The organism is Mesorhizobium sp. C264A (assembly GCF_040324515.1).
Taxonomy (GTDB): domain Bacteria; phylum Pseudomonadota; class Alphaproteobacteria; order Rhizobiales; family Rhizobiaceae; genus Mesorhizobium.
In genome coordinates this window covers 2,790,767-2,816,613 of the sequence record NZ_JAMYVY010000001.1, presented here as the reverse complement: position 1 = coordinate 2,816,613, position 25,847 = coordinate 2,790,767, and the positions used below count along the sequence as shown (strand labels likewise).

Annotated in this window: 24 protein-coding genes and 1 pseudogene; 11 read left to right on the top strand and 14 right to left on the bottom strand. The window is 64.3% G+C overall.

The window, feature by feature from the left end:
• Positions 1–114: 114 nt before the first annotated feature.
• Positions 115–1,350: an ROK family protein gene (locus NKL04_RS13865; protein ID WP_023703062.1), complete on the bottom strand. Its 1,236-nt coding sequence runs from the start codon at positions 1,348–1,350 to the stop codon at positions 115–117.
• Positions 1,351–1,537: 187 nt separating this feature from the next.
• On the opposite strand from NKL04_RS13865, the gene NKL04_RS13860 reads away from it, so the two are divergent.
• The 3 genes from NKL04_RS13860 to NKL04_RS13850 all read left to right on the top strand — a co-directional run bounded on the left by NKL04_RS13860 (position 1,538) and on the right by NKL04_RS13850 (position 5,409).
• On the top strand, positions 1,538–2,173 hold the full coding sequence (locus NKL04_RS13860) for an SGNH/GDSL hydrolase family protein (RefSeq protein WP_031199628.1): 636 nt from the start codon (positions 1,538–1,540) through the stop codon (positions 2,171–2,173).
• Between the two features lie 158 nt (positions 2,174–2,331).
• Positions 2,332–3,477, top strand: a complete 1,146-nt coding sequence (locus tag NKL04_RS13855; RefSeq protein WP_032923983.1) for a sugar ABC transporter substrate-binding protein — start codon at positions 2,332–2,334, stop codon at positions 3,475–3,477.
• A gap of 69 nt (positions 3,478–3,546) precedes the next feature.
• On the top strand, positions 3,547–5,409 hold the full coding sequence (locus tag NKL04_RS13850) for an ATP-binding cassette domain-containing protein (RefSeq protein WP_084568634.1): 1,863 nt from the start codon (positions 3,547–3,549) through the stop codon (positions 5,407–5,409).
• An 18-nt stretch (positions 5,410–5,427) separates the two neighbouring features.
• On the opposite strand, the gene NKL04_RS13845 is transcribed toward NKL04_RS13850, so the two are convergent.
• The 3 genes from NKL04_RS13845 to NKL04_RS13835 form a co-directional block, all read right to left on the bottom strand.
• Positions 5,428–6,432 (bottom strand): zinc-dependent alcohol dehydrogenase family protein, encoded by a 1,005-nt coding sequence (locus NKL04_RS13845; protein WP_023703058.1) that lies wholly within the window; start codon positions 6,430–6,432, stop codon positions 5,428–5,430.
• 48 nt (positions 6,433–6,480) lie between these two features.
• A complete protein-coding gene (locus tag NKL04_RS13840) occupies positions 6,481–6,753 on the bottom strand; it encodes a hypothetical protein (protein ID WP_023703057.1) in 273 nt (90 codons plus the stop codon).
• Positions 6,754–6,839: 86 nt separating this feature from the next.
• Positions 6,840–7,592: a DUF899 domain-containing protein gene (locus NKL04_RS13835; protein WP_023703056.1), complete on the bottom strand. Its 753-nt coding sequence runs from the start codon at positions 7,590–7,592 to the stop codon at positions 6,840–6,842.
• A gap of 389 nt (positions 7,593–7,981) precedes the next feature.
• Between NKL04_RS13835 and NKL04_RS13830 the strand changes: the two genes are divergently transcribed.
• Positions 7,982–9,202, top strand: a complete 1,221-nt coding sequence (locus NKL04_RS13830) for a helix-turn-helix domain-containing protein (protein ID WP_352723781.1) — start codon at positions 7,982–7,984, stop codon at positions 9,200–9,202.
• A gap of 29 nt (positions 9,203–9,231) precedes the next feature.
• A complete protein-coding gene (locus NKL04_RS13825) occupies positions 9,232–9,864 on the top strand; it encodes a Vgb family protein (RefSeq protein WP_023730380.1) in 633 nt (210 codons plus the stop codon).
• Between the two features lie 52 nt (positions 9,865–9,916).
• Here NKL04_RS13825 and NKL04_RS13820 read toward each other — a convergent pair whose 3' ends face one another.
• Entirely contained in the window at positions 9,917–10,222 is a 306-nt protein-coding gene (locus NKL04_RS13820; RefSeq protein ID WP_023689804.1) for a hypothetical protein, read from the bottom strand.
• Positions 10,223–10,506: 284 nt separating this feature from the next.
• Here NKL04_RS13820 and NKL04_RS13815 point away from each other — a divergent pair, with 284 nt between their 5' ends.
• Positions 10,507–10,851, top strand: a complete 345-nt coding sequence (locus NKL04_RS13815; protein ID WP_023673886.1) for a PQ-loop domain-containing transporter — start codon at positions 10,507–10,509, stop codon at positions 10,849–10,851.
• Between the two features lie 37 nt (positions 10,852–10,888).
• Here the strand turns inward: NKL04_RS13815 and NKL04_RS13810 are convergent, their stop codons facing one another.
• Entirely contained in the window at positions 10,889–11,620 is a 732-nt protein-coding gene (locus NKL04_RS13810; protein ID WP_023703102.1) for a DUF2270 domain-containing protein, read from the bottom strand.
• Between the two features lie 239 nt (positions 11,621–11,859).
• Here NKL04_RS13810 and NKL04_RS13805 point away from each other — a divergent pair, with 239 nt between their 5' ends.
• Positions 11,860–14,154: a cation:proton antiporter domain-containing protein gene (locus NKL04_RS13805; protein ID WP_023703101.1), complete on the top strand. Its 2,295-nt coding sequence runs from the start codon at positions 11,860–11,862 to the stop codon at positions 14,152–14,154.
• 30 nt (positions 14,155–14,184) lie between these two features.
• Here NKL04_RS13805 and NKL04_RS13800 read toward each other — a convergent pair whose 3' ends face one another.
• Positions 14,185–15,393, bottom strand: a complete 1,209-nt coding sequence (locus NKL04_RS13800; protein ID WP_023693802.1) for an MFS transporter — start codon at positions 15,391–15,393, stop codon at positions 14,185–14,187.
• 255 nt (positions 15,394–15,648) lie between these two features.
• Between NKL04_RS13800 and NKL04_RS13795 the strand changes: the two genes are divergently transcribed.
• Positions 15,649–16,068 (top strand): VOC family protein, encoded by a 420-nt coding sequence (locus NKL04_RS13795; protein ID WP_023703097.1) that lies wholly within the window; start codon positions 15,649–15,651, stop codon positions 16,066–16,068.
• A 95-nt stretch (positions 16,069–16,163) separates the two neighbouring features.
• Here the strand turns inward: NKL04_RS13795 and NKL04_RS13790 are convergent, their stop codons facing one another.
• Entirely contained in the window at positions 16,164–16,751 is a 588-nt protein-coding gene (locus NKL04_RS13790; protein WP_023703096.1) for a dihydrofolate reductase family protein, read from the bottom strand.
• A 132-nt stretch (positions 16,752–16,883) separates the two neighbouring features.
• On the opposite strand from NKL04_RS13790, the gene NKL04_RS13785 reads away from it, so the two are divergent.
• Together NKL04_RS13785 and NKL04_RS13780 are read left to right on the top strand one after the other, a co-directional pair.
• The gene (locus NKL04_RS13785) at positions 16,884–17,300 is read left to right on the top strand and encodes a winged helix-turn-helix transcriptional regulator (protein ID WP_023703095.1); all 417 of its coding nucleotides are present in this window, start codon (positions 16,884–16,886) and stop codon (positions 17,298–17,300) included.
• 451 nt (positions 17,301–17,751) lie between these two features.
• Positions 17,752–18,855 carry a flavin-containing monooxygenase gene (locus NKL04_RS13780; protein WP_023685900.1) on the top strand — a complete coding sequence of 368 codons (1,104 nt, stop codon included), beginning with the start codon at positions 17,752–17,754 and terminating at the stop codon, positions 18,853–18,855.
• Positions 18,856–18,913: 58 nt separating this feature from the next.
• On the opposite strand, the gene gcvA is transcribed toward NKL04_RS13780, so the two are convergent.
• The gene (gcvA, locus tag NKL04_RS13775) at positions 18,914–19,813 is read right to left on the bottom strand and encodes a transcriptional regulator GcvA (protein ID WP_023685899.1); all 900 of its coding nucleotides are present in this window, start codon (positions 19,811–19,813) and stop codon (positions 18,914–18,916) included.
• 117 nt (positions 19,814–19,930) lie between these two features.
• Between gcvA and NKL04_RS13770 the strand changes: the two genes are divergently transcribed.
• Entirely contained in the window at positions 19,931–20,635 is a 705-nt protein-coding gene (locus NKL04_RS13770; protein WP_023715144.1) for an SDR family oxidoreductase, read from the top strand.
• Between the two features lie 31 nt (positions 20,636–20,666).
• On the opposite strand, the pseudogene NKL04_RS13765 reads toward NKL04_RS13770, so the two are convergent.
• From NKL04_RS13765 to NKL04_RS13745, 5 genes and pseudogenes are all read right to left on the bottom strand, one after another.
• A pseudogene (locus NKL04_RS13765) lies at positions 20,667–21,568 on the bottom strand (carbohydrate ABC transporter permease).
• Between the two features lies 1 nt (position 21,569).
• Positions 21,570–22,469 (bottom strand): carbohydrate ABC transporter permease, encoded by a 900-nt coding sequence (locus tag NKL04_RS13760; RefSeq protein ID WP_444849008.1) that lies wholly within the window; start codon positions 22,467–22,469, stop codon positions 21,570–21,572.
• Positions 22,470–22,610: 141 nt separating this feature from the next.
• Positions 22,611–23,936: an ABC transporter substrate-binding protein gene (locus NKL04_RS13755; RefSeq protein ID WP_023693796.1), complete on the bottom strand. Its 1,326-nt coding sequence runs from the start codon at positions 23,934–23,936 to the stop codon at positions 22,611–22,613.
• A gap of 39 nt (positions 23,937–23,975) precedes the next feature.
• Positions 23,976–25,061: an ABC transporter ATP-binding protein gene (locus NKL04_RS13750; RefSeq protein WP_023703092.1), complete on the bottom strand. Its 1,086-nt coding sequence runs from the start codon at positions 25,059–25,061 to the stop codon at positions 23,976–23,978.
• A 195-nt stretch (positions 25,062–25,256) separates the two neighbouring features.
• Positions 25,257–25,847, bottom strand: coding sequence for a DUF922 domain-containing Zn-dependent protease (locus NKL04_RS13745; protein ID WP_023743900.1), 591 nt, complete (start codon positions 25,845–25,847; stop codon positions 25,257–25,259).

Below are 25,847 nucleotides of genomic sequence, written 5' to 3'. Positions count from 1 at the left end.
CTTTCGGCGTCGACCGACCGCAGGGTGCAAGTAGCACGCGCTTCACGAGCAGGTATGTGACAAGTCTCACAGTTCGCTGTTTTGGGGGAATGCCTGGTGCCGGCGGCTGCGCGCCTATTCCTTGAAGAGCAATTCCTTGTCGTTCGAATATTTCACCAGCAGCGGAATGCTGGCGCCGCCGATGACGGGGCCGAGATGGCCAAACGTCCCCTCGATGACGGAGAACGGCTCGGGGCGATCGACAAGGATCCGTGCCAGCTTTCTGCGCATGGCCTTGGCGATCTCCTTGCGCACGCCATTCGGTATGGCGCCATCGATCACCACATTGTCGATGTCGAGCAAGGCAACGGCACTGCGGGCGGCATAGGCAAGCCCGTCCGAAACCTCATCGATCCACGCGGTGAGCGGCTCTCCAAGGTCGCCCCAGTCGTCGGGCGACGACCAGATGCGGCCGGCGCCCTCGTCCCCATTGTCCTGGTCGTTGAGCTTGCCGGCCAGCGAATGCAGCGAAGCGACGCGCAGCAACGGGGTCATCCGGTCGCCCTTGCGCCCCGGCGCGGGCACCGGCATGTCGCCCAGCGCTCCGGCCAGCTTGTTGCGGCCGGGGAACAAGTGATGATCGAGCACCAGGCCGCCGCCGATGAAGTGCCCGACATAGGCATAGAGAAAGTCGGCGCGCGATCCGCCGGCGCCAAACATCAGTTCGGCCGCGGCCGACACCGTGGCGTCGTTGTAGAGGAACACCGGCCAGTCGAACGCCCGGTCCAGTTCGGCGCGAATGTCGATTTCCTTCCAGGCATCCAGCCTGCTCGCCGGCACCGCGCCCTCTTCGCTCAGGTTCCACTGATGGAATGGCGAGGCGATGCCAAGACCGGCGATGCGGTCTTTTTCTATCGATTTGTGCTTGCGGCACATGCGCGCGATGGCGCCCTTGGCGAATTTCATCACCTCGACGGGCGTCGGATAGTCGAACAGCGTGCGTTCGAACGCGATCACGTCGCCGACGAAATTGACCAGGGCGACATCGGCGCTGCGATGGTCGACCTTGAGGCCGAAGGCATAGGCGGCTTTCGGGTTCAACGCATAGGGAACCGAGGGTTGCCCCAGCCGTCCGCGCAGAGGCTCCAGGCGCAGCAGCAGCTTGTTGTCGGCGGCGCGGTTGACGATGGTGGTAATGGTTTGCGCGGCCAGCCCCGTCAGCCGCGTCAAATCGGTCTTGGCCAGCTGCCCGTGCCGGCGGATGAGCGAGACGATCAGGCGTTCGTTGTAGATGCGGCTCTCGGCCTGCGTGGTTCCGCCGCTGCGGCCCTCGGCGATCTTTTCGAGACTGAAGAAGCTGGTTCCGGTCACGCTTTCCCCTGCGCAAGGAGTTTGGCCGCAAGGCGAGCCGATCAAAGCGCTGACGTAGCAATGCGGGCATGGCAAGGCAACACTTAAATCCACCCGATGGAAAAATGTAGTTGACGCCGGCCGGCCTGCTGTCGTTCAAAGTATGCAGGCCTGGAGGAACAATGCCGTGACGCAGACCCGGACCATCATGTGCTTTGGCGATTCCAATACCTATGGCGCCATTCCCACCCTGGCCCGGGTCGGACGGCACCGCTTCACGCCCGACCGGCGCTGGCCGGGCATCATGCGCCGCCAGCTCGGCAGCGGATGGGATGTGATCGAAGAAGGGCAGGGCGGGCGCACCACCGTGCACGACGATCCGATCGAAGGTCTCCACAAGAACGGGCTCAAATCGCTCCCGGTGTGCCTGGAAACGCATATGCCGCTCGACCTCGTTGTCCTTATGCTCGGCACCAACGATCTCAAGCACAGGTTCTCGGTAACGCCGAATGATGTCGCTGATTCTATTGAGATCTTGGCCAGAATTGTGCTGCGCAGCGAAGCTGGCCCCGCAGGCGTGGCGCCCGCGGTCCTGATTGTTGCGCCGCCGCCGATGCTGGAGGTCGACTGGTTCGGCCAGATGTTCCTGGGCGGCGCTTCAAAGTCGATGCACTTTGCCGGCCTGTTCCGCGATGCGGCCCGGCGCGCCGGCGCCGCCTTCTTCAACGCCGGCGACGTCGTCGAATCGAGCGCGGTAGACGGCATTCACCTCGACAGCGACGCGCATCGCGTGCTCGGCACGGAATTGGCCAAAGCCGTCCAGTCGCTGATCGCCAAGGCGTGATCGCGTGGGCGAGTCACCCGACTATCTCTGATTAATTAATTCCACTGGAAAAACTTTTGACTTGCAAGCGGGAAGGTGGGTATCTGGGGAGACTGGGAAGAGTAGCGACCGCGAGGCTTGCGAAGCGCGGCAACAAACAACGACAGGGAGGAAGTAAAATGCGATCTGACAGGAATATGATGCTGGCGACGCTGCTCGGCGTTGCCGGTGTGCTCGCGGGCGGTACCATTCTGGCAAGCGCGCAGGACGGCCCGGCCGGGCTCACCAAGCCGGCGGTATTTGCGCCGTTCGATCCGAAGGCGCCGGCCTGCAGCCCACCGCCCGGCCTGAACAAGGTGCTGGCCTTCGCGCAGGATAACGAGCGTGAATTCATGCAGGGCGTCGACCGCGGCCTGGCCGCCGCCGCCAAGGATCGCGGCCTGGAATACCGGCGCGCGCTTGCCAACAATGACGCCGCCAAGGGCGTCGAGCAGGTGCAATTGTTTCTCGCCTCCAAGATCGGCGGTCTGGTGGCGGCGCCCGTGGACCCGGCCTCCATGAGCCGCAGCCTGCAGGAGCTTATCTGGTCGGGCGCCTATGTCGGCACCATCGTGCCGCCGCCGGCGACGTCGCTGCTCAACGCGCCGCAATATGAGACCGGCAAGGTGCTGGCCGAAGCGGCCGCGGCCTACATAAAGGACAAGCTCGGTGGCAAGGCCAATGTCGTCATCCTGTCGCATGACAGCATGGAATTCCTGGCGCCGCGCTTTGCCGCCATGCGCGACATCTTCAAGGCTATGCCAGGCGTCACCATCGTCGCCGACATCTCACCCAATCCCGTCAACAAGGAAGGCGGCTTTGCCACGATGAGCACCATTCTCCAGGCCCATCCCGACGTCGATGTCGTGCTCGGCGCCGACACGGTCGTGCTCGGCGCGCTGGCTGCCCTGGAAGCGGCGGGCAAGGCGCGGCCGGACCAGTTCCTTGGCGGCATCGACGGCGAACCGGAGGCAGTCGCCGCGATCAAGAAAGGCGGCGGTCCCTACAAGGCAAGCATCAGCCTGGCGTCGCCGGTCTTCGCTTATGCCATGGGCCAGCACGCCGCCGACTGGCTGGAGGGCAAGAGCATCCCGCAGGCGATGGATATCCTCCCGGTGGCGCTGACCAGCGACTACATGGCCCAGTACGAGGCCGACGTGGCCGATCCGGCCGCGGTCTACAAGGACCCGAAGCGCCGCGACATCTATCTCAGGATGTACGGCAACATCTGCTACGATACGCGCGACCAGTATGTGAATTTCCCCTGGTCGTCCGAGGCAAAGTAGCGCCCGTTTTTCCCGCGATACGGGCGGGTTCAGCCTGACCTGAAACCGCCCGCTTCAGCAGAGGCAAGCATGAGCACAGACAGCCTTCGAACGGGGACGACACCGCTGCAAACGGGCCGGTTTTCATCCTTGCTGCCGGGCGTCAAGGCACCGGGCGAAGCGTCTGGCCGCATCGGGCTGGCGCTGGTCGCGCTGGGCTTGATCGTCGCCTTCTCGCTGTTGAACAAATCGTTCTTCAGCCTCGACAATTTCGTCGTCATCGGCGTCAACTCGACCTCGATCCTGATCGCCGTGCTCGGCACCTCCGCGCTGCTGATCGCCGGCTATGTCGACCTCTCCATCGGCAGCATGGTCGCCTTGATCGGCATCATCACCGCCAAGGTTGCAGTGGCGACGCAGAGCGCGCTGTTGGCGATCTGCGTCGGCCTGGGTCTCGGCCTCTTGCTCGGTCTGCTCAACGGTCTGCTGGTGCGCAGGCTGAGCATCTCGCCGTTGATCGTCACGCTGGCGATGCTGGCGCTCTATGGCGGCCTTGCCTTCGTCGTCTCCAGCACCGCGGTCTATGGTTTTCCCGAGGCTCTGCTCGAATTGGGGCGGGGCAAGATCTTCGGCATCCAGTACACCGTGATCATCGCCGCATCTGTCTTTGTCATCGGAGCCTTTGTCTTGACCAGCACGGTCACCGGCTTGAGGCTCTACGCCATAGGCGGCGACCCGCGCGCGGCCGAACTCTGCGGCATTCCGGTGGGGCGCACGGTGGTCGGCCTCTACGCCGCCAATGGCTTGCTGATCGGTCTGGTATCGGTGCTGATCGCCGGCCGCCTCGGCAGCATCACGCCGACCATCGGCGTTCGCTTCGAGCTCGACGTGCTCACCGCCGCGATCCTTGGCGGCGTCGCTTTTTCCGGCGGCTCCGGCCGGCCGCTCGGCATCGCCATCGGCGTTGCCACCATCGGCATCCTCAATGCAGGACTGATCTTCGTCGGCCTGCAATCATGGTGGCAATCCATTTCGGTGGGAAGCATGCTGTTGCTGGCGTTGGTGGCCGACCAGGCTGCGATCGGTTTTCGCGGCCGGCGCGCTCGGGCGGCCGCGACCAACTTCACGGTGGCGGACAATGGTGCCGTCGCCTCGGCCGGCCCTGCCGTGACGGCGGGCAATGCAGAAGCCCCGCAAGGTCCGGCATTCTCGATTGCCGGCGCCCGCAAATCCTACGGCGCGCTGACGGCCGTGGAAGAGGCGAGCTTCACGGTCGGCAAAGGCGAGATCGTCTGTCTGCTCGGCGACAATGGCGCCGGCAAGTCGACGCTGGTGAAGATTATTTCGGGCGCCATCCAGCCCGATGCCGGCGCGATGACCCTCGAGGACCAGCCGATTTCCTTCAGGAGCCCGCAGGATGCACGCGGCGCCGGCCTGGAGACGGTCTACCAGGATTTGGCGCTCTGCCCAAACCTCAGCGTCGCCCACAACATGATCCTCGGGCGTGAGGAAACGCGGCGTTGGCTCGGTGTCTTCCCGGTTCGCGACGACCGAAAGGCCGCCGAGCAGTGTCGTGCCCGGCTTGCCGCGCTGGGCGTCACGCTTCGCGACGAAAACGTTCTGGTGCGCTCGCTGTCGGGCGGCCAGCGGCAGTCCATCGCCATTGCCCGCGCGCTTGCCGATCACGTCAAGCTGATTTGCCTCGACGAGCCCACCGCCGCGCTTGGCGTCAAGCAGACCGCGCAGGTCGTCAAACTGATCCGTTCGATCGCCGTCAGCGGCACCGGCGTCATCCTGGTCACGCACGACCTGTCGACGGTCAGGGCGCTGGCCGACAGGATCGTGGTGCTCAGCCTCGGCCGGGTGGCCTACGACGGCTCGGCCAGACAGCTGACGGCCGATCAGCTGTGGGGCCTGATGGCAAGCGGCACGCTCGCGCCGGCCGCTGGGTAGGAATGCCGATCGCAGGGTCTAAAGCTCGAGGCAGATCTTGCCGAAATGCCTTTGCGCTTCGTAATGCCTGAAGGCGGCGGCGATGTCCTGCAGTGGAAAGCTGCTGTCGATGACGGGCTTCAGGCGGTTGACCTCTATGGCACGGATCATGTCCTGCTGGTCGGCTTTGCTGCCGATGGAAATCCCGCTGATGCGGATCTGGTTTGAAAACAGCGCCGGGACTGACACTTCTGCTGCAAAGCCGGTCAGGACGCCGATGAGTGCGATATGCCCACCTGTCCGGCAGGCCGCTATCGACTGCGCCAGCGTCGCCGGTCCACCGACCTCGATCACATGGTCGACGCCGCGTCCGTCCGTCAGTTCCCTGGCCTTGCCGCCCCACTCCGGCACCGCCTTGTAGTTGATGACGCTGTCGGCCCCGAGCCGTCTGAGCTTCTCCAGCTTCTCTTCATCGGACGACGTGGCGATGACCCTTGCGCCGGCGGCCTTGGCAAATTGCAGCGCAAACAATGACACGCTGCCGGTGCCAAGGATCAGCACGGTGTCGCCGGGCTTTACCTTGCCGCATGTTACCAGGCCGCGCCAGGCCGTGACGCCCGTGCAGGTCAGCGTTGCCGCCTCGAGATGCGTATAGCCCGCCGGCGCCCTGGTGAAGGCCTGCGCCGGCATGCACACATACTCGCTGGCGAAGCCGTCGAAACTGTCTCCGGGAATGTCGCGGCTTGTATCGGATCTCATGTCGCCGGCCAGCCACCAGGGGTAGAAAACACTGACGACGCTGTCGCCTGGCTTGAACGTGTCGACGCCATCGCCGATGGCGATCACCTCGCCGGCACCATCCGACAGCGGCACGCGGCCGTCAGCGAGCGGCACCTTGCCTTGTACGGCGAAATCGTCGCGCATGTTCAGCGCGCAGGCGCGAATCCTGACCAGCATTTCGCCCGGCCCAGGCCGGGGCTGATCCTCCTCGACCAGGTCGAGCTTGTCCAACCCGCCCGGCGCTCTCAGCCTGACCAGCTTCATTGTCTCTCTCCGACGTAAAGAGCGGTAGAATGGCGGCGGCGGTCCAGCCTATCGCCGGACCGGCCGGCCGGAAATCACGCGCAGCCAGGGCGCCAGATGGACGGCGCTCATCAAGAGATACATCACCGGCATGCCGGTGAGCGGGGAGGCATCGGCCCCCAGGCACGACATGACGCCGTCGCCAGCGTGAATGCAGGTGAGCAGCGCCATCACGGCGAAAACAGGGGCCGCGGCGAGGCACAGCCACTCGGCGGTGCGGAGAGAAACTGCATCGGAGCGTTGAGTGACCTCACTGCCGGTGCCTGTGCCGATATCGCTCATGGTCGTAATCCCTTGATGATCAATGCCCGGGTTTCCTGTCCCGTGAGGGACAGGAAACCAAGCTGGATGGGCGCCGCTCCAGGTCCTTACTTGCCGTCCTTGTTGCGGAACGCGGCTTCGCCGGCCGCCGACACTTCCTCCCACGTCTTGTCGGGTGCGGCGTCGTAATTGTCGTGCCAGTTCCACCAGCTGTAGAGCTCGGTCTGCGGATAGCCTTCGGGCGAATCCTCCCAGATTTCCTGGCGGCCGAGCGGCGTTGCGTCGAGGTAGCTCCAGACCGTGCCCATCTGCTCGTCGCCGCGGTTGTTGATGAAGTAGGTGCGATACACTTTCTTGCCGTCCTGGATGAACACGTTGTGGCCGTGCCATTCGTCGACGCCGAAATCCTTGTCGAAACTGTCGGTGATTGTGTACCAGGGGATCTCCCAACCCATCCGCTGCTTCAAGCTGGCAATGTCGGCCTGCGGCGCGCGGGAGGCATAGGCAAGCGTGGTGTTGCGGGCGTTCAGATGGGCGAGATGGCCGACCTGGTCGGCGCCGAGCGAACAGCCGCGGCAGGCATGTTCGGGCCAGCCGTGGACGCCGGGTTCGTAGAAGGCGCGGTAGACGATCAACTGCCGCCGGCCCTCGAACAAATTGAGCAGGCTCGCTTTGCCGTTGGGACCCTCAAACACATAGGCCTTGTCTACTTCCATCCATGGCATGCGCCGGCGCTCGGCCGACAGCGCGTCCCTGGCGCGCATCGTTGCCTTTTCCTTCACCAGCATCTTTTCGCGCTCGGCTTCCCATTCCTGCCTTGAAACGACCGGTGGGGTCTTCATTGCCACGTGCTTGGTCATTGCTTGTTTCCTTTGCCAATTGTTGAGCCGTTGTGGCTTGTCGTTGCCTGTTGATCGTGAGGCAGGCTAGGGCCGCGAGGCGGCGAGGGCGGAGTTACAAATGTGACGGCATTTGCAGGCGGGCCACCGCAGCAGGGGTGGCGAGGCCGCACGGTGGGCTCGAGGTCCTCGGAAGCAGGCATGGTCGGTTTTTCCTTATTGAGAAGCTTAACGCGACTGTCTGAGATGCTCAGGCTAGCGAATGCGAATATTGCCGTCAACGCAGGCCTGGGCGTCTTCAACCAGTCCAGATGGCTAGGTCGCCGTCCGCGGCTTGCTGCTTGGCGGTGGTGACTTAAGTTAGGGCCGGTAAGGGGAGCGGTGGGAGTTACAAATGTGACGGGATTTGCATGGACTCGCTGATCACCGCGGCAGGGCTGGCGCTGGCGGCGGGCAACCCGCTGGCGGCACTCGACCGCGTCGCCTTGCGCGAGGATGCCCCGGCGCTGGCGTTGCGCGGCATTGCCATGGCGCAGCTCGGCGATCTCGACCGCGCCAAAGTACTGTTGCGTAGGGCCGGCCGTGCCTTCGGTCCAAAGGAGGCGGTGGCGCGCGCCAGATGCGTTGTCGCCGAAGCCGAGATCGCGCTTGTTTCGCGTGATCTCGGCTGGCCATCCAAGGCGCTCGACGCGGCGCGGTCGACATTGGAAAAGCATGGCGACCGGCTGAACGCGGCGCATGCCGGGCATCTCAAGGTGCGCCGCCTGCTTCTGATCGGCCGCCTCGACGAGGCTGAAGACGTGCTGGTTGGGCTCGATCCGTCGCCGCTTCCGCCGGCCTCACGCGCTGCGCATGAACTCGCGGTTGCCGGCATCGCCATGCGGCGCCTGAAGACGAAGGCCGCGCGCGCAGCCCTTGAGTGGGCGCGCTATGCCGCCCGCCGGGCCGGCATTCCGGGTCTTATGGCGGAGGTCGACAGCGCCTTCCTGGCACTGGAGACGCCGGCGGCGCGGCTGATCGCAGGCGGCGAGGAGCGCCCGCTGCTGCTCAAGGAGGTCGAGGCACTGCAGGCGTCGCCGGCCTTGGTCGTCGATACGTTCCGCTATATCGTGCACAAGCAGGAAACAACGATATCCCTGGCAACGCGCCCGGTGCTGTTTGCGCTGGCGCGCGCGCTTGCCGAAGCCTGGCCGGCGGATGTGCCGAGGGCGACGCTGATTGCCCGCGCCTTTGGCGGCCGGCATGCCGATGAATCGCATCGCGCCAGGCTGCGGGTCGAGATCGGCCGCCTGCGCGCCGAATTGCGCCCGCTGGCCGGCATCGGCGCGACCAGCCAGGGCTTTGCGCTGGCGCCGCGCGAAGCAGGCTCCGTGGCGGTGCTGGCGCGGCCGATCGAGGAGCGGCACGCCGCGCTGCTGGCCTTCCTGGCCGATGGTGAATCCTGGGCCAGCTCGGCGTTGGCGCTGGCGCTGGGCGCCGGACAGCGCAGCGTACAGCGGGCGCTCGAGCAGTTGGCCGAGACCGGCAAAGTGCAGTCCTTCGGCCACGGCCGGGCGCGGCGCTGGATGACGCCGCCGGTCGCTGGTTTCACGACCACCTTGTTACTCCCGTCGCCGCTGCCGAACGGCTAGGAAAGGTGACCATGATCGAGGACCAGGACATGAAACATTCAGCAGCGGAAATCCTGCGCGAATACGGGCCCTTTCCTGATGTCGACACCGTGCACGGCGTGAGCTTCGACGGACAGAATGTCTGGTTTGCGACGGGCGAGCGGCTGACCGCCTTCGATCCGGCAAGCGGTGAGACGCTGCGCTCGATCGATGTCGCCGCCCATGCCGGCACCGCCTATGACGGCCGACATCTGTTTCAGCTCGCCGGGGACCGCATCCAGAAGATCGACCCGGATACCGGCAAGGTGCTCTCCACCATCCCGGCGCCCGGCGGCGGCCGCGATTCCGGCATGACCTGGGCCGAGGGCACGCTCTGGGTGGGGCAAAACCGGGAGCGCAAGATCCACCAGATCGATCCCGAGACCGGGAAAATCCTGCGCACCATCGACTCAAACCGCTTCGTCACCGGAGTGACCTGGGTCGATGGCGAGCTCTGGCACGGCACCTGGGAAGGCGACCAGAGCGATGTCCGGCGCGTCGATCCGCAAACTGGCAAGGTGCTGGAACGGCTCGACATGCCGGCGGGGGTGGGCGTTTCCGGGCTCGAATCCGACGGCGGCGACCGCTTCTTTTGCGGCAGCGGCCCCGGCGGCATGGTGCGATCGGTGCGTCGGCCGAAGTAAGGCCGTCAAGTATTGGGCCGGCAGCGTATTTCCTACGGTCATCCCGCCGAGATCATATCCCGGAGCCGTCGAGCAGCGGGACGTCTTCGCCTTGCCACGGACTTGGCATTGAAGCCCGGCTCAGATTGGCCGTCGGCAGCGGCATCCAGCATTTCAACTCCGGTTCGGGGTATTCGATCACCCGTCCTGGCGACGAATCGGAAGAGCGCCAGCCCTCCGTGCCGAACTGGTCGGCGCGCGACCAGTAAGCGAGGTCGACCTCGGCCGGCCCCTGTTCCGATGGCCTGACCGTGACCAGGATGCGGCTGCCGTCCTTGGGGGCGCTCGCCATGTGCCGCCAGCGATCGGGTTCGTCCATTCTCATGTCCTCCTGCACGTTGCAGGGATAGTCGCCGCGCGCTTGGCAGCGGTCAACCCGAACTTTGCCCAAGCACGAGATCTGTTTAGTACTCCCGCGCCGTCGGCCGAAACAAGATCTGGTTCATGTCGACCTCGTCGGGCTGGCTCACGGCGAACGCCCCCATGGCGAAAGAGTCCGGATGCCGGGCCGCAACAGGAAAATCGAAACCGGCATGTGAACGGGCTCACATGCCGCCACTGCAAGGAACGCTATGGGACGTCCGGCCATGACAGGGGTTTCGGATGACACTTGCTGATCTGTCTTTTTATCTTTTCACTATTTTCAATGGCTTGCGGGTGGTGTCCTACCTGCCGCAGATCGTGCGGGTGGCCCGGGACAGGCACGGGGCGTCGGCGATTTCCTACGCGACCTGGCTGTTGTGGACAGGCGCCAACGCCACGACGGGACTCTACGCCCACATCAATCTGAACGATCCCGCTCTGGCGGCGATCAACTGGCTGAACGCCGTATGCTGCGTGCTGGTCATCGCGCTCACCGCCTACAAGCGCCATCGCGCACGGCTTCCGGTTGAGGAAGCCGCAAGCCGGTCGGAAGCGACCGCTCTGATGGTCGACAATGTCTGCTGAAGATCACCGCGGCAGATTGCGCTTTTCGAGGCCGCTCTCAGACATGCACGGTGCCATGCGAAAGCTCGCCCTCGTCGCGTGAGATGAGGAAAGCGGCTGCGAGTAGGCCGACATAGAACAGCCCGACCATGCACACGACATAGATGCCTGGAACCGGGCCGAGCTGCGCCACGCGCGCGGCGTCGAGAAATGACGCGCCCAAGCCTATCGGCGACCCTTCGCGCTGCAGACTGGGCGTCGTGATCTTCAGCACCCACGCCAGCATCAGGATCGTGTACATGAAAATGTAGTTGCGGCGCAGCCGGCGCACCAACGCCGCGCGTTGCGAGATCAGGAAGCGCGGCGAACGCAGGCCTTCGCCGACGATGGCCAGCCAGTTGGAGGCGTAGTCGGGCTGCGGCGAGAAGATCTGCGCGAAATAATAGCGCTCGAACTGGCGCACCCTGGCCCGGTAGACGTCGAAGAAACGATAGCGCCGCGCCTCGATCCATAGCAGCAGGGTGGTCAGCAGCATGGCAAAGAGCAGCACCCCGTGATGGGCGCTGGGCGTCGAGAGTGAGACTGAGAGCATGGCGGCGACGACAGTAATCGCCCAGTTGCTGGTACGGTCCAGCCGGTCGCGCCAGCCGGCCATGCGGGCTATTTCGGCGCGGTGGAAATGCGACATGGTGGCCACGAATTCCGATGAGGTGAGCTTCAGCGCGAACGCATCAGAGGCCCGCGGCGCTGCAGCCGCTTCGTCGGTTTTCACGGTCTTGACCTGGGACATCCCTTGCCACGCGCCTCCCAACGCCATGGCCGGCCGAAACGACGCCGGTCATCCCCATCCGCGCAACGCGCAATCGGTTGAAAATGTTCCGTCGCCGGCCCGGGTCTCGGCGGTTTATCCGCAGTCAGATAGGCCCGTTATGCGATTCAGGTAAGGAGGAACCTGCGGCGCGCCAAGGGAGCGTGGCGTGCAACCGATCTCGCCCTCAAAACGTTATACCGGGCACGATGAGGGGGTGCATGTCCTTCGTGGTCAACCGGCGCCGGTCGGTCGCGCTTGCCGCGGCAGCTTTCGCATTCATGCCGGCCGCATCGTTGGCAGCCGAAAAGACCGGCATGTCCAGCGAGGGCATTTTCGTTCTCGAAATCCTCCTTCTGCTTCTCGTCGGCCGCGGCATCGGCGAGTTGCTGGAGCGGCTCGGCCAGCCGGCGGTGATGGGTCAGCTCATCGGCGGCATCCTGCTCGGGCCATCGCTGCTCGGCTGGCTATTGCCGGAAGCAGAACGCGTGATCTTTTCAGGCGACGCCACCCAAAAGAGCATGATCAGCGCCATCGCCCAGCTCGGCGTGTTGATGCTTCTGTTGCTCACCGGGATGGAGACGGATCTGCGGCTGGTGCGCAGGGTCGGCCGTGCGTGCTTTTCCATCTCCGCCGCGGGCGTCGCCGTGCCTTTCGCGCTCGGCTTCACCGCCGCGCAGTTCATGCCGGCCTCGCTGCTGGCCGACGGAACCGAGCGCATTGTCGCCGGTCTCTTCCTCGGCACGGCGCTGTCGATCTCCTCGGTCAAGATCGTCGCCATGGTGGTGCGCGAGATGAACTTCATGCGCCGCGATCTCGGTCAGATCATCGTCTCGTCGGCCATCATCGAGGACACGATCGGCTGGGTGATCATCGCCATCACCATCGGCATCGCCACCAAGGGGCGCATCGAGCTCGGCAGCCTTGCCTTCACCATTGTCGGCGTCGCCGCCTTCATGGGGTTTTCCTTCACGATTGGCCGCCGCATCGTCTTCGACGCCATCCGCTGGACCAACGATACGTTCCGCAGCGAATACGCCGTCGTCACCGTCATTCTCGCCATCATGGGCGCAATGGCGCTGATCACCGATCTGATCGGCGTCCACACCGTGCTCGGCGCCTTCGTCGCCGGCATACTGGTTGGGGAATCGCCGATCCTGTCGCGTCATATCGAAGGGCAATTGCGCGGCGTCATCATGGCGCTGTTCATGCCGGTTTTCTTCGGCGTCGCCGGCCTTTCGGCGGATCTCACCGTGCTTGTCGACCACGAGCTTGCGCTACTCACGGCCGCTTTGGTGCTGATCGCCAGCTTCGGCAAATTCGCCGGCGCCTTCATCGGCGCCGAGCTTGCCGGCATGAGCCGCAAGGAAGGCATCGCCGTCGGTTGCGGCATGAACGCGCGCGGCTCGACCGAAGTCATCGTCGCCTCTATTGGCCTGTCGATCGGCGTTCTGTCGCACAATCTTTTCACCATGATCGTGACCATGGCCGTCATCACCACGCTCGCCATGCCGCCGACCTTGCGTTGGGCACTCGGCCGCTTGCCGATGGGCGAGAACGAGAAGAAGCGTCTGGAGTGCGAGGAGATCGACCAACGCGGCTTCATCGCCAATCTGGAACGACTGCTGGTGGTGACCGATGAGGGCGTTGTCGGCCGCTTTGCCGCTTACCTCGCAGGAGTCGTGGGCGCCGGCAGGCCGACGACGGTGCTGCATGCCCGAGGCGAGGGGGAGGAGGCCGAGCCCGGCACGGATGCGAAGCTCGAGCCGATCGAAAAGGGTGCCGAGGACAGCCGCGAGGCCGCCAGGAGTTCGGACGAGAAGCTGGCCCGCGCGGCGCCTGTCACGCGGCGCCACGAGGCCGAGCTTTCGGCCGAAACGGTTGCCAAGGAGGCGCGCAAAGGCTATGGGCTGCTGCTGATCGGGCTCGGCCGCGCGGTCACCTCGAAAGGTGGGTTTACCCGCCGCATCAACGAGATCGCCGGCGCCTTCGAGGGTCCGCTATGCCTGGTGCTGAAGGCGACCGGCGCCGGCCGCCAAATGCCAAGGCTAGGACCTGAAGGCGGGAAGATTCTGGTTCCGGTCAACGGCACCGCGATCGCCCGCCGGGGTGCCGAAATGGCACTGGCGATTGCAGCGGTCACGGGTGCGCGGGTCAAGATACTTTATGTCGCGCGCGTAGGCCGCGACGAACCGCGCGACACTGTCTCGCATCGCCACAGGGAGGCGGTGCTGAAGGATACCGTCGCGCTAGCCGACCGCTATGGCGTCGAGATCGAGACGGCCATCCGCAGCCGGGCCGCCGCCGCCGATGCCATTGCCCGCCAGGCCGGCAGGACGGCGGCGCTGATCGTCATGGGCGTGGCGCGGCGCCCTGGCGAGGAACTCTTCTTTGGCGAGACGACCACCGGCGTGCTGCAGCGCTGCCAATGCCCGGTGGTGCTGATCTCGGACGCCAGGCTCAGCCGCGACGACGAGGGCAGGGAAGAGCTGCGCTCGGGAACGGCGACAGGGTGATGAGTATTTCCCCTCGAGGGGAAATTTCGCTCACGCCGCCTGCAGCCTCTCTCGGCCGGGCTGCGGCGGGAAGGCGATGGCGATGCCGGCAGCACCGAGGCCGATCAGCGCCGAGCCGATGAACAGCCAGGAATAGCTGGCATAGGCGTCGAAGATCATGCCGCCGGCGAGCGGGCCGAACGACATGCCGAGGCTGGACAACAGGGTCGCGGCGCCAAGTATCGTGCCGATGATGCGTGGCCCGAAATAGTCGCGCGCCAGAACCGCATAGAGCGGCATGACGCCGCCATAGGTGGCGCCGAAGATGATCGCCAGGAGATAGAACTGCTCGAGATTGCCGACGGCGAGATAGGCGGCGATCACCACCGCCTGGATGGCGAGGCCCACGATCAGCACCGGCTTGGCGCCCAACCTGTCGCCGAGCACGCCGTAGAGCACGCGCCCGCCAAGGCCGGCAAGGCCCTCGACGCTGTAGATCGACACGGCTGCCATCGGCGCCACGCCGCACGACATGGCATAGCTCACCATGTGGAAGATCGGCCCCGAATGCGCCGCGCAACAGGCGAAGAAGGTCATGCCCAGCACCAGGAATTGCGGCGAGCGCAGCGCCTGGCCGACTGACATGCCGGGGGCCGCGGCAGGCGCGGGCGCGCTGCCATCCGCTGCCGCGACCGCCGCCGACGGCTGGCGCACCAGGAAGACGGCCGGCAGCAACAGCACCCAGGCCATGATGCCGATGTCGAACATGGCGGTACGCCAGTCATAGGCCGTGATCAGCCAGCGTGCGAAGGGCGAAATGGTCATCGGCGCCACGCCCATGCCGGCCGAGACCAGCGACACGGCCAGGCTGCGATGGGTCTCGAACCAGGCGGTGGTCAGCGCGATCATCGGCGCGAAGAAGGCGCTGGCCGCCAGCCCGACGATGACGCCATAGCTCAGCTGGAAGACCAGCAGCGATTGGGCTCGGCTCGCCACCACCAGCGACAGGCCGAGCAGCACCGCGCCGGCAAAAACCACCGGGCGGGCGCCGACACGGTCATAGATGGCGCCCCAGGCGAAACCGCCTGCACCCATCACCAAGAAATTCAGCGTCATGGCGCTGGAAATGCCGGTTCGCGACCAGTTGGTGTCGAGCGCCATCGGCTCGAGAAAGATCGCCAGCGAAAACATCGCGCCGAGCGCCACACAGGTCATCAGCGCGCCGCACGCGACGATCACCCAACGGTAGGAATTGTTCATGCTCTTCTCCCGAGATCGGTTTCGATGCGGCGCCACTCGCTCCAGCTCCGTTGCGCCGCTTGCGTCCGAAGGACGTTGGCGGGATTTCGAATCCGACAATCCGGTTGCATTTTTTATCCGGTCTGCGTGGAAGTCCATCCGGATATGACAAAAGCAGGGTGTAAGGCTGCCAAGCGCGCCGACAAGATAGACTGCCGAATTGACGAGCCGCTCCGCGGCACTAGCTTTGTGGTCTCGCGACGGGAGAGATCGCTCATGGAACTGCATCGCGGCCGCCTCATCGACCACGTCCAACTGGTGGTCAGGGACCTCGAGGCGAGCCGGCGCTTCTATGAAGCCGTCTTCAAGGTGCTCGGCATTCCGATCGGCGGCGAGGCCGAGGACTATTTCTGGGCCGACGAACTGTTCATCTCAAGCCTCGACAGCCGGGCGGCGAGAGGACAACTGACCGGGCGCCATCATCTGGCCTTCCAGGCCAGCGACAACGCCATGGTCGATGCCTTCTACAGGGCCGGCCTCAATGCCGGCGGGGCCGACAATGGCGCGCCGGGTGAGCGGCCCTACCACTCCGGCTACTACGCCGCCTTCCTGCTCGACCCCGACGGCAACAACATCGAGGCGGTGTTTCACGGGCCGGCAAAGCGAAGTGCCGCTTCGGTCGAGATCAATTTCTAGCGCAGGTTCACGAGGAGCGGGTTGCGGTGATCCGTCCGGAGTTCTCGCAAAAACAAAGAGTTGAAGCGGTCCACGGATTCAATCGCTGAACTGCTTCACATTGCCGGCGCGTAGCGGTTCACCACCATTCCGCAGGCATAAGCTTTAGAGCCGAGCAGGCGCAATTTCCGGAAGCCACCACGGTCGAAAATCCGCTCGCCGTCGCCCAGCGCGGCCGGATTGATGAACAGCTGGAACTCATCGACCAGTCCCGCTGCAATCAGCGCCGAGGCAAAGCCGGCGCCGCCGAATACCGCCATGTCGCCTTCACCTTCAGCTTTCAGCGCCTTGACCTCGCGCGGCAGGTTGCCGCTGGCAACCGTCGTGCGCTCCCACCGCGATGCCGCGAGCTTGTCGCTCAGCACCACCTTGCGCGCCTCGACGATGCGCTGCGCAAAGGCGTAGAAGGGATCGCGCGGATAGTTTTTTGCCGCATTGCCCCAATGGGTTAGATAGCCTTCTTCGGCCATCTTGCGGCTGAGCAGAATGGTGTCGATGCCGGCGAACACCGCGTTGAAATCCTGCTTCAAGTCGTCGTCCCACGGGCAGTTGGCGCCCCATTCCCAGAGCTGCCAGTGCTCATCGCCGGCCGCGCCGACAAAACCGTCGACCGATATCTGTATCTGCAGGATCAGTTTTCTCATCGTCGTTCTCCTGAGCTCTGGTGTCACCAGCGCCAGGTCAGGCGGCGTTGGTTATTGCTTTACTTTCGGAACCATTGACATGAGTGAAAAATGATGTCAATAGTAAAGTGATTTAAAAATGGAAGCATTTAAATGTCGACCAGGGAAAGATCCGGCTGTCCCATCAGCCTATCGCTCGAATTGCTCGGTGACCGCTGGACGCTGCTGATCATCCGCGACATGATTTTCGCCGGAAAAAGGCACTTCCGGGAGTTTCTGCTATCAGGCGAAGGCATCTCGTCGCGCACCCTGGCCGAGCGGCTGCAGACCTTGCAGGATGAGGGCATCGTCACCAGAAGCGACGACCCCACGCACAAGCTCAAGGCGATCTACAAACTGACGGAGGCGGGCATCGACCTGTTGCCGGTGCTGGCGACGCTCGGCGCCTGGGGCAGCAAATACCGCAACGCCGATGACAAGCTGGCAAGGATCGCCGATGAACTGGCGAGGGGCGGCGAGGCAGCGCTCGAGCAGATAAAGAAGAAGCTGCGCGCCGAGCATGTCGGCTAGGGAGGAACGCCTCCCTTCGCGCTGGTGGCGGGCTAGATCGACACGACGTCGCGCAGCCTCACCCTTCCCATCCCGCAAATCGCTGTGGCCGGAGCCATGTCTGCTTCGGATTGCCATCGCCCGAACCACGGCCTCTTCCAGCCAGCGCGCGGTGGCCGGGGCGGCATGCATGCCGATTGGGCCATGCCGCCATGCACGTAGAGCTCTTCGGTCGCGGTGCGGCCGGCGACAGGCAGCCCGTCCGACAGCATGGGGCGATTGCCGGGATAGACATTCGTCACCGGGGGTGAGCCGAGACCGGACAGGATGCGCAGCGTGCGCGCCGCGATGCGAAGGCGTCTCGGCGCTAGCGCGCCGATCCACCTTCTCCAACAAGGGGAGAAGGTGAGGCGCGCCTTGTCCCGCCTGCGCTTCTACGCGTAGCCTAAGGAGCTAGCGGGAGGAGAATCGCTTGGACACCACTGTCGTTATTGTCGGCGCCGGGCCCGCCGGCCTTGCGGTCGGTGCCTGCCTGAAGCGGGCAGGAGTGGATTTCATCCTGCTCGAAAAATCGCAGGAGATCGCGCCCGCCTGGCGGCGGCACTATCGGCGGCTGCATCTGCATACGGTCAAGTCGTTCTCGTCGCTGCCGTTCCTGCCCTTTCCCAAAAACTATCCGCGCTACGTGCCGCGCGAACTGGTGGTCCGCTATCTCGACGACTACGCGGAAAAATTCGATCTGCGCCCGCGCTTCGGCGTGACGGTGAAAGCCATTCGCCTCGGGGACGGCGGTTTTCTGGTCGAGACAGGATCGGACAACCTCAAGGCGCGCCATGTCGTTATCGCCAGCGGTAACAATGCCGAGCCGATCGTCCCCCGGCTCCCTGCCATCGAGGCTTTCAAGGGCGAGGTGCTGCACAGCGCCGACTATACGCAAGCGGCGCCCTTTGCCGGCCGCTCGGTGCTGATCGTCGGCATGGGCAACACCGGCGCCGAGATCGCGCTCGACTTGGCGGAAAGTGGCGCGCGTCCGACCATTTCGGTGCGCAAGGGCGTCCACATCGTGCCGCGCCAGCTGTTTGGCGTGCCGATCCAGATGGTCGGCATCGCCAGCCGGCCAATGCCGCAGGCGCTGAACGACTGGATGTTTCCGATCATCCTCGATTTCGCGCTGGGCAAGCTCGAGAAATACGGCATCGTCAGGCCGAAACAGGGCATCCTGCAACAGATCGACGAAGTCGGCCGCATCCCGGTCATCGACGTCGGCACGGTCGACGCCATCACCAAAGGCGCCATCAAGATCGCGCCCGACATAGCGGGCTTCACCGAGCGCGGCGCTGCGTTCACCGACGGCAGGCAGGAAAATTTCGACGCCGTCATCCTCGCCACCGGCTATCGCCCGGGCTACGAAAAGTTTCTGCCCGTGGAATTGCAGCCGGAGCGCAGTGGCGTCAACGCCCGCGCCTCGCAACTCGGCCTCTACCTCGTCGGCTTCTACAATCCGGTCACCGGTCTGCTCAGGGAAATTGGACGCGAGGCGAAGGCAGTGGCGGCCGACATTGCTCGGCGAGGCTGAAAGGGGCGGCGTCGGCCAAGCTGCGGATCTCCCGCCTTGCGGGGAGATCGGCTATCCATCACAGCCCCGCCGCGTCGCCCTCATCGAGCAGCCATTGCCGCACGGCTTGCGTCGGTTCTGGGTGCCGTTGCTTGCGCGGCATCACGACATAGAAATCGTGCGTCCCACGCATCTCTGCGTTGATCGGCTGCACCAGCCGGCCGGCGGCAATGTCGGCAGCGACGAGAAACCGGCTGGCCAGCGCGATGCCCTGGCCGGCAATGGCGGCGTCGATCGCGAGGCCTGTCTGGTTGAAGCGCATGCGTTTGGCCTCGGTGGCCATCTTCAGCCCGAGCGCTCTCTCCATGAATTCCGGCCACAGATTGTGCGCGTCGTGCAACAGGACATGATGCTGGATATCGGCCGTCGCGATCTCGTTCGCCTCGGTTGGCAGCAGGGCAGGGCTGCAGATGGCGACGATCTGCTGTGGGAACAACAGGTCGACCATCAGGCCGGCGCCGAAGGGCGGGCGGCCTTGCCTGACCGCAATGTCGACGCCGTCGGCCTGAAAACTCGACAGGCTTTGGCTGGCCAGGATGCGCAAATCGACGAGCGGGTTGTGGGCGACGAACTCCGGCAGTTTGGGGATCAGCCATTTGGTGGCAAAGCTCGGCGTGACGCTGATCGTCAGCCGCGCCGGCTCGGGCCGCAACAGCAGCGTTGCCTCGGAGATCAGCTCGAAGGCGCGGCGAATGTTCGGCGCATAGGCACGTCCCTCATCGGTCAGCGCCAGGCCGCGCGGCAGCCGGTCGAACAGCTTTGCGCCGAGATCCGCCTCCAGCCCGCGTATATGCTGCGCCACCGCCCCTTGCGTCACGTTCAGCTCCTGCGCGGCGATGCGGAAGTTGAGATGACGCGCGGCGGCTTCGAAGGCACGCAGCGCATTCAACGGCGGCAGGCTCAGGAAGGCTTCGGGCATGCAGGAGTTTTTCTACAGCTTGATTTCAGGCTTTCTGGTTCGAACCAGATGGCAAGACCGGCTATATCATCCTTTGAAGTCGCGAGACACACGCCGCAAAACCCCAAGGAGAGAAAAATGAGTGTAGAAAAAGTGGCAGTCGTCGTCGCGGGTGGCAGCGGTATGGGCGCGGCGGCGGCCAAGCGGCTGGCGGCGGACGGGTTCAAGGTCGCGATCCTGTCGTCCTCCGGTAAGGGCGAGGCTCTGGCCAAGGAGATTGGCGGCCTCGGCGTCACCGGCTCCAACCAGTCGAATGACGATCTGCAGCGGCTCGCCGACCTGACGCTCGAGCGCTTCGGCCGCATCGACGTGCTGGTCAACAGCGGCGGCCACGGGCCACGCGCGCCGATCCTCGAAATCACCGACGAGCAGTGGCACACCGGTCTCGACGTCTATCTGATGAACGTCATCCGGCCGGTGCGCATCGTGGCGCCGCAGATGGTCAAGCAGAAGGCCGGCGCCATCATCAACATCTCGACCGCCTGGGTGGTCGAGCCGAGCCCGATGTTCCCGACATCCGCCGTGTTCCGCGCCGGTCTTGCCGCCTACACCAAGATCTTCGCCAACACCTACGCCGCCGACAATGTGCGCATGAACAATGTGCTGCCCGGCTGGATCGACAGCCTGCCGGCCACCGAGGAGCGCCGCGACAGCGTGCCGATGCAGCGCTACGGCACCTCGGAGGAAATTGCCGCGACCATCGCCTTCCTCGCTTCCGAAGGTGCGGGCTACATTACCGGCCAGAACATCCGCGTCGACGGCGGCATCATCGGCGCGATCTGACCGCGCCGGTCGCCTCGCGTGAGCCGGCGCGTCACTCCTTCACCGCGCCGGTCATCGACGAGACATAGTGCTCGACGAAGAACGAATAGAGCACCACCACCGGCAGCGAGCCGATCAGCGCTCCCGCCATCAGCGCCCCCATTCGTAGACGTCGGAGCGCACCAACTCGGTCAGCACACCCACCGGCACGGTCTTGTTTTCCGAGGACTGGATGAATGTCAGCGCATAGATGAACTCGTTCCATGACAGGGTGAAGGCGAATATGCCGGCGGAGATCAGGCCGGGCACCGACAGCGGCAGCACGATCTTGGTGAGGATCTGCCACCGGCTCGCTCCGTCTATCAGCGCGCATTCTTCCAGTTCGAACGGGATGGAGCGGAAGTAACCCATCAACAGCCACGTGCAGAACGGCACCAGGAAGGTCGGATAGGTAAGGATGAGCGCGAAGGGCGTGTCGTAGAGCCCGAGGTTGAACACCATCACCGACAGCGGAATGAACAGGATCGAGGGCGGCACCAGATAGGCGAGGAAGATGCCGAGGCCGACCTGCCGCGCCCCGGAGAAGCGCAACCGCTCGATCGCATAGGCGGCGAACACCGACGCCAGCAGCGACAGGAACGTGGCGGCGGTCGAGATGATGATCGTGTTGAGCAGCCAGCCCGGATAGGAGGTCTCGAACAGGAGATAGCGGATGTGCTCCAATGTCGGATGCACCACCCAGAACGGATTGAACTGCGCATAGTCGGTCATCTCGAGATTGGGCTTAACCGCCGTGATCGTCATCCAGTAAAACGGAAACAAAAGCACGAAGACGAACACCAGCAGCGGCAGATAGACCGTCACCACGCGGCGCGGCAGGCTCTGCAGGTAGCCCATGCCGCCTTCGTCGATATCCCCACGTTTCGCCTTCCTTGTCGCGGCCGTCTTGACCATGTCAGTCTCCGCCGCCTTGTTGCCATTTGCGGCGTTGCAGGCCGAAATAGCTGAACAGGATCGCCGCCAGCAGGAACGGGATCATGGCCACCGCGATGGCCGCGCCCTCGCCAAGCTGGCCGCCGGAAATGCCGCGCTGGAAAGACAATGTCGCCATCAGATGCGTGGCATTCACCGGTCCGCCCCGGGTCAGCACGTAGATCAGCTGGAAATCGGTGAAAGTGAACAGCACCGAGAAGGTCATGGTGATGGCGATGATCGGCGTCAGCAGCGGCAGAGTCACATAACGAAACAACTGCCAGCGACTGGCGCCGTCGAGCGTGGCCGCCTCGTAGAGCGACTGCGGAATGGTCTGCAGGCCGGCGAGCAGCGTGATGGCGACGAAAGGAATGCCGCGCCAGACGTTGGCGGCGATAACCGAAGCGCGCGCATTCTCCGGATCGCCGAGGAAATTGATGCGGTGGTCGATCAGGCCCATTTGCTGCAGCGCCCAGGACAGGATGGAGAACTGCGAATCGTAGATCCACCAGAAGGCGATGGCTGACAGTACGGTGGGCACCACCCAAGGCAGCAGGACTATCGCGCGGAAGAACGATTTGAACGGCAGGTTTTCATTGAGAATGAGCGCCAGCCACAGGCCGAGCACGAACTTCAGGATCGAGGCGCTGACCGTGTAGAGCAAGGTGTTGAAGACGGACAGCCAGAAGACGGCGTCACTCCACAGATACTGATAGTTCTCGGTGCCAATGAAGATGCCGGGGCGGCCGATACGGGCATCGGTGAAGCCGAGCCAGACGCCCAGCCCGAGCGGATAGGTCAGGAAGACCAGCAGCAGCGCCGCCGCCGGCAGCATGAAGCCGAAGCCCAGCGCGTTGCGGCTTTCGGAGATCCGCGAAAGCATCGACGGACGCGGCTGGGCGGCAACGGACGGCACGGCCATGAAGGGCTCCTCATCGGGGAATCAGGTCACGGCGTCAACGGCCGCCATGGGATTGTGCGACGGGCCGGGCAGCGCACTAGACGCTGCCCGGCGGTGCCGTGATCAAACGCGGTAGTAGCGGTTGGCGCGCTTCTCCGCCTCCTCCATCGCCTCCTGCGGCGTCGCCTGGCCGGTCACCGCCTTGGCGAACATGTCGACCAGGACATAGTCGGCCATGGTCGCCGCCGAGGCATAGCCGAGCGGCCCGGCATAGCCGTTGGGGCGCAGCGTCGCCGAGGCCTTGGCATAGGCGGCATTGTTCGGGTCGGCCGTCCACACTGGATTGTTGTCGAAGGCCTTCAGCGTCTGGCAGCAATAGCCCGCCGAGGAGGTGATCCAGTCGGTCATCTGCGGATCCTCGAACATGAACTGCAGATAGGCCTTGGCCGCATTGGGGTAGGGCGTGTAGTTGAAGATGACGGCGGTGGTCACCTGGAACAGTTCGACCGATTTCCCGACGGGACCGATCGGCAGGTTGGTGGTGCGGATGTCCTTGGCGATCTCAGCCAGCTTCGGATCGTTGTCCTTGTTGATCTTGGCCGTATTGTAGGCGGAAATGCCGTTGGCGATGACGCCGAGTTCGCCGGCCAGGAAGGCGCGGTTGTTATTGACGTCGAGCCAGCTTTCGGTCCCGGGAATGAAGGTCTTGTAGAGTTCCTGCGCGTATCCGATCGCCTTTAGCGTCTCGGGGCTGTTGATCGCCACCTTGCCGCTCTCGTCGACCATCTGGCCGCCATGGCTCCACAGCAGCCAGTGCGCGTAATTGTTGCCGTCGCCGACGCCGTGGCCGTGCGTGAAGCCAGCCGGATGTCCCTTCGCCTGCAACGCCTTGCAAAGCTCGAGGAAGCCTGCCGTGTCCTTCGGAAATTCGGAGAAGCCGGCCTCCTTCACCCAGCTTTCGCGATAGACGATGGCATTGCCGATCGTGGCCAGCGGCAGGCCGACGAACTTGCCGTCCCGCGTCGCATATTGCTTTGGTCCGTCGTGCCAGCCGCCATATTTCGAGCCCAGATACTCGCCGAGCTCGGTCACGTCGTGCAGCTTGTCTGGATATTGATGCGGGTCGTCGAACCAGACGAACATGAGGTCCGGGCCGGAACCGACATTGGCGGCGACCGCTGCCTTGGGGCGAATGTCCTCCCAGCTTTCCTTGTCGACACGAACCTCGACACCTGTCGCCTCGGTGAAGCGCTTGGTGTTGGCCAGCCATTGATCCTCATCGCCCTTGACGAAGGGCGACCAGCGCAGCAGCCGCAGCTTTGCGCCTTCCTCGGGCTTGTATTTCAAGCCCTCCTGGGCAAAAGCCGGCGAGCCGACGAACCGGCTTCCCAGAGCTCCCGCCGCGGCACCTGCGGTCGTGCGGATTACATCGCGTCTCGTGAATTTCATGGTCGTCTCCTCCGGTTTATCTTCCTTGCTATGCGGTCCTTACCATCCGTTACGCGTTTCAAATCGTGTTCCAGTCTTGCCGTCAAAGAGATGAATCAGGCCAGGCGCGGCAGAGAGCCGTATGGATTCGCCCGGTGTGAAGGCATGGCGTTCGCGGAAATTGGCGACGATCTCGTCGCCGCCGGCGGTGCGGCCGATGATCTGCACTTCCGACCCGGTCGGCTCGACCACCGCGACGGTGACTGGAATGCCTTGGTCTGACGATAGCCGCAAATGCTCGGGCCGTATTCCCAGCACCACCGGATGACCGTTGCAAACGGCCGGCGCGCCGGCCAGCGGCACGGAAATTCCCCCGGCGCCGCGAAAGGACGGAGACCCGTCGGTGACGATCTCGCCCTTGATCAGGTTCATGGCGGGCGAGCCGATGAAACTGGCGACGAAGAGATTGTTGGGCCTGTCGTAGAGCTCCAGCGGCGGTCCGATCTGTTCGACGATGCCGTCATGCATGACGACGATCTTGTCGGCCATGGTCATGGCCTCGATCTGGTCGTGGGTGACATAGACTGTCGTCGTCTTGAGCCGCTGGTGCAGTTCCTTGATCTCGGCGCGCATCTGCACCCTGAGCTTGGCGTCGAGATTGGAGAGCGGTTCGTCGAACAGGAAAACCTGTGGATCGCGCACGATCGCCCGGCCCATGGCGACGCGCTGGCGCTGGCCGCCGGAAAGTTGGCGCGGATATCGCGTCAGCAATGGCACCAGCCCGAGGATTTCGGCGGCGCGCTGAATGCTGGTAGCGCAATCGGCCTTCGAAACACCTTTGAGCATGAGCGAGAACGCCATGTTCTCGGCGACCGTCATGTGCGGGTAGAGCGCGTAGTTCTGGAACACCATGGCAACGTCGCGCTCTTTCGGGGCAACGTTGTTGACGACCCGATCCCCGATGGCGATCTCGCCCCGAGAAATCTTTTCCAGGCCGGCGATCATCCTGAGAAGGGTCGATTTTCCGCAACCCGACGGGCCGACCAGCGTGACGAATTCGCCGTCATCGATATCCACACTGACGCCATGCAGGACCTCGACGGTCCCGAACGATTTGTAAACGTCGCCGATCGCGACAGACGCCATCGATCTCCTCCCGAATGCTTCTTGCGACGCCCCGAAGGAAACCGCTCCTCTCCCGCCTCGCGACCGTCTCCCATTCCCCGAACAGGTCGCGCGACAATCAGACGGTAGCGCTACCAAGCCTGCCTGTAAAGCGGCCATGCGGCCGGTACTCTTGTCGTTCGGAACACTCGGCGCTATGACCGGCACACCGGCAAACTACCTCCCATTCACAAAAGCCAGCACCAGCTTCTGCAGGTTTCCGCCGGGGCCGAATTCGACTCGGTCGAAGTCGCGGCTCGCCTGCCGCTGTGCCAGCGAGATCTGGGCGAGTTGCCTCGTCAGCTCGGTTCTGATCTTGCTGCAGCCGGGGTCATCAGTAACGGTCAGGCCGACGCTCACCGCCTCGATCTTGCGCACCATCTCGGCGATGGCTGCGCCATGCACTCTCTCGTGGGCGGCGAGCCCGGCGATGAACACCGTCCAGTTCTTCTGGACGGAAGCCGGCAACGGTTCGGCCGGCTTCGGCAAGGTGTAGGTGATGATCAGTTTCGGCCGCGCCGACACCAGCTCGCAGGCGTCGCCTTTCGGCCTGTAGTCCCTGGTCCAGGTCAGCTTGAAATTGGTGTGCGCGATGACCCGGCCCTTGCCGAGCAAGGGGCCGGCTTCACCGATCGCGGCATAGAGTTCCGGGCCGGTCCGCCCTGCGATGGCGTAGGTCTCGACCTTTTCGACCGGCTTCCAGTCGGCGCGTGCCGGCGACGCCAGCAGAGAGGCCGCGAACAGGAGAAAGAACATGGCTGGTTTCAT

Coding starts and splice junctions, on each gene's coding strand:
- NKL04_RS13860 (WP_031199628.1), top strand. CDS start 1,538: ATGTGCTTTGGCGATTCCAATACCTATGGCGCCATTCCCACCCTGGCC.
- NKL04_RS13855 (WP_032923983.1), top strand. CDS start 2,332: ATGCGATCTGACAGGAATATGATGCTGGCGACGCTGCTCGGCGTTGCC.
- NKL04_RS13850 (WP_084568634.1), top strand. CDS start 3,547: ATGAGCACAGACAGCCTTCGAACGGGGACGACACCGCTGCAAACGGGC.
- NKL04_RS13845 (WP_023703058.1), bottom strand. CDS start 6,432: ATGAAGCTGGTCAGGCTGAGAGCGCCGGGCGGGTTGGACAAGCTCGAC.
- NKL04_RS13840 (WP_023703057.1), bottom strand. CDS start 6,753: ATGAGCGATATCGGCACAGGCACCGGCAGTGAGGTCACTCAACGCTCC.
- NKL04_RS13835 (WP_023703056.1), bottom strand. CDS start 7,592: ATGACCAAGCACGTGGCAATGAAGACCCCACCGGTCGTTTCAAGGCAG.
- NKL04_RS13830 (WP_352723781.1), top strand. CDS start 7,982: ATGGACTCGCTGATCACCGCGGCAGGGCTGGCGCTGGCGGCGGGCAAC.
- NKL04_RS13825 (WP_023730380.1), top strand. CDS start 9,232: ATGAAACATTCAGCAGCGGAAATCCTGCGCGAATACGGGCCCTTTCCT.
- NKL04_RS13820 (WP_023689804.1), bottom strand. CDS start 10,222: ATGGACGAACCCGATCGCTGGCGGCACATGGCGAGCGCCCCCAAGGAC.
- NKL04_RS13815 (WP_023673886.1), top strand. CDS start 10,507: ATGACACTTGCTGATCTGTCTTTTTATCTTTTCACTATTTTCAATGGC.
- NKL04_RS13810 (WP_023703102.1), bottom strand. CDS start 11,620: ATGTCCCAGGTCAAGACCGTGAAAACCGACGAAGCGGCTGCAGCGCCG.
- NKL04_RS13805 (WP_023703101.1), top strand. CDS start 11,860: ATGTCCTTCGTGGTCAACCGGCGCCGGTCGGTCGCGCTTGCCGCGGCA.
- NKL04_RS13800 (WP_023693802.1), bottom strand. CDS start 15,393: ATGAACAATTCCTACCGTTGGGTGATCGTCGCGTGCGGCGCGCTGATG.
- NKL04_RS13795 (WP_023703097.1), top strand. CDS start 15,649: ATGGAACTGCATCGCGGCCGCCTCATCGACCACGTCCAACTGGTGGTC.
- NKL04_RS13790 (WP_023703096.1), bottom strand. CDS start 16,751: ATGAGAAAACTGATCCTGCAGATACAGATATCGGTCGACGGTTTTGTC.
- NKL04_RS13785 (WP_023703095.1), top strand. CDS start 16,884: ATGTCGACCAGGGAAAGATCCGGCTGTCCCATCAGCCTATCGCTCGAA.
- gcvA (WP_023685899.1), bottom strand. CDS start 19,813: ATGCCCGAAGCCTTCCTGAGCCTGCCGCCGTTGAATGCGCTGCGTGCC.
- NKL04_RS13770 (WP_023715144.1), top strand. CDS start 19,931: ATGAGTGTAGAAAAAGTGGCAGTCGTCGTCGCGGGTGGCAGCGGTATG.
- NKL04_RS13760 (WP_444849008.1), bottom strand. CDS start 22,469: ATGCTTTCGCGGATCTCCGAAAGCCGCAACGCGCTGGGCTTCGGCTTC.
- NKL04_RS13755 (WP_023693796.1), bottom strand. CDS start 23,936: ATGAAATTCACGAGACGCGATGTAATCCGCACGACCGCAGGTGCCGCG.
- NKL04_RS13750 (WP_023703092.1), bottom strand. CDS start 25,061: ATGGCGTCTGTCGCGATCGGCGACGTTTACAAATCGTTCGGGACCGTC.
- NKL04_RS13745 (WP_023743900.1), bottom strand. CDS start 25,847: ATGAAACCAGCCATGTTCTTTCTCCTGTTCGCGGCCTCTCTGCTGGCG.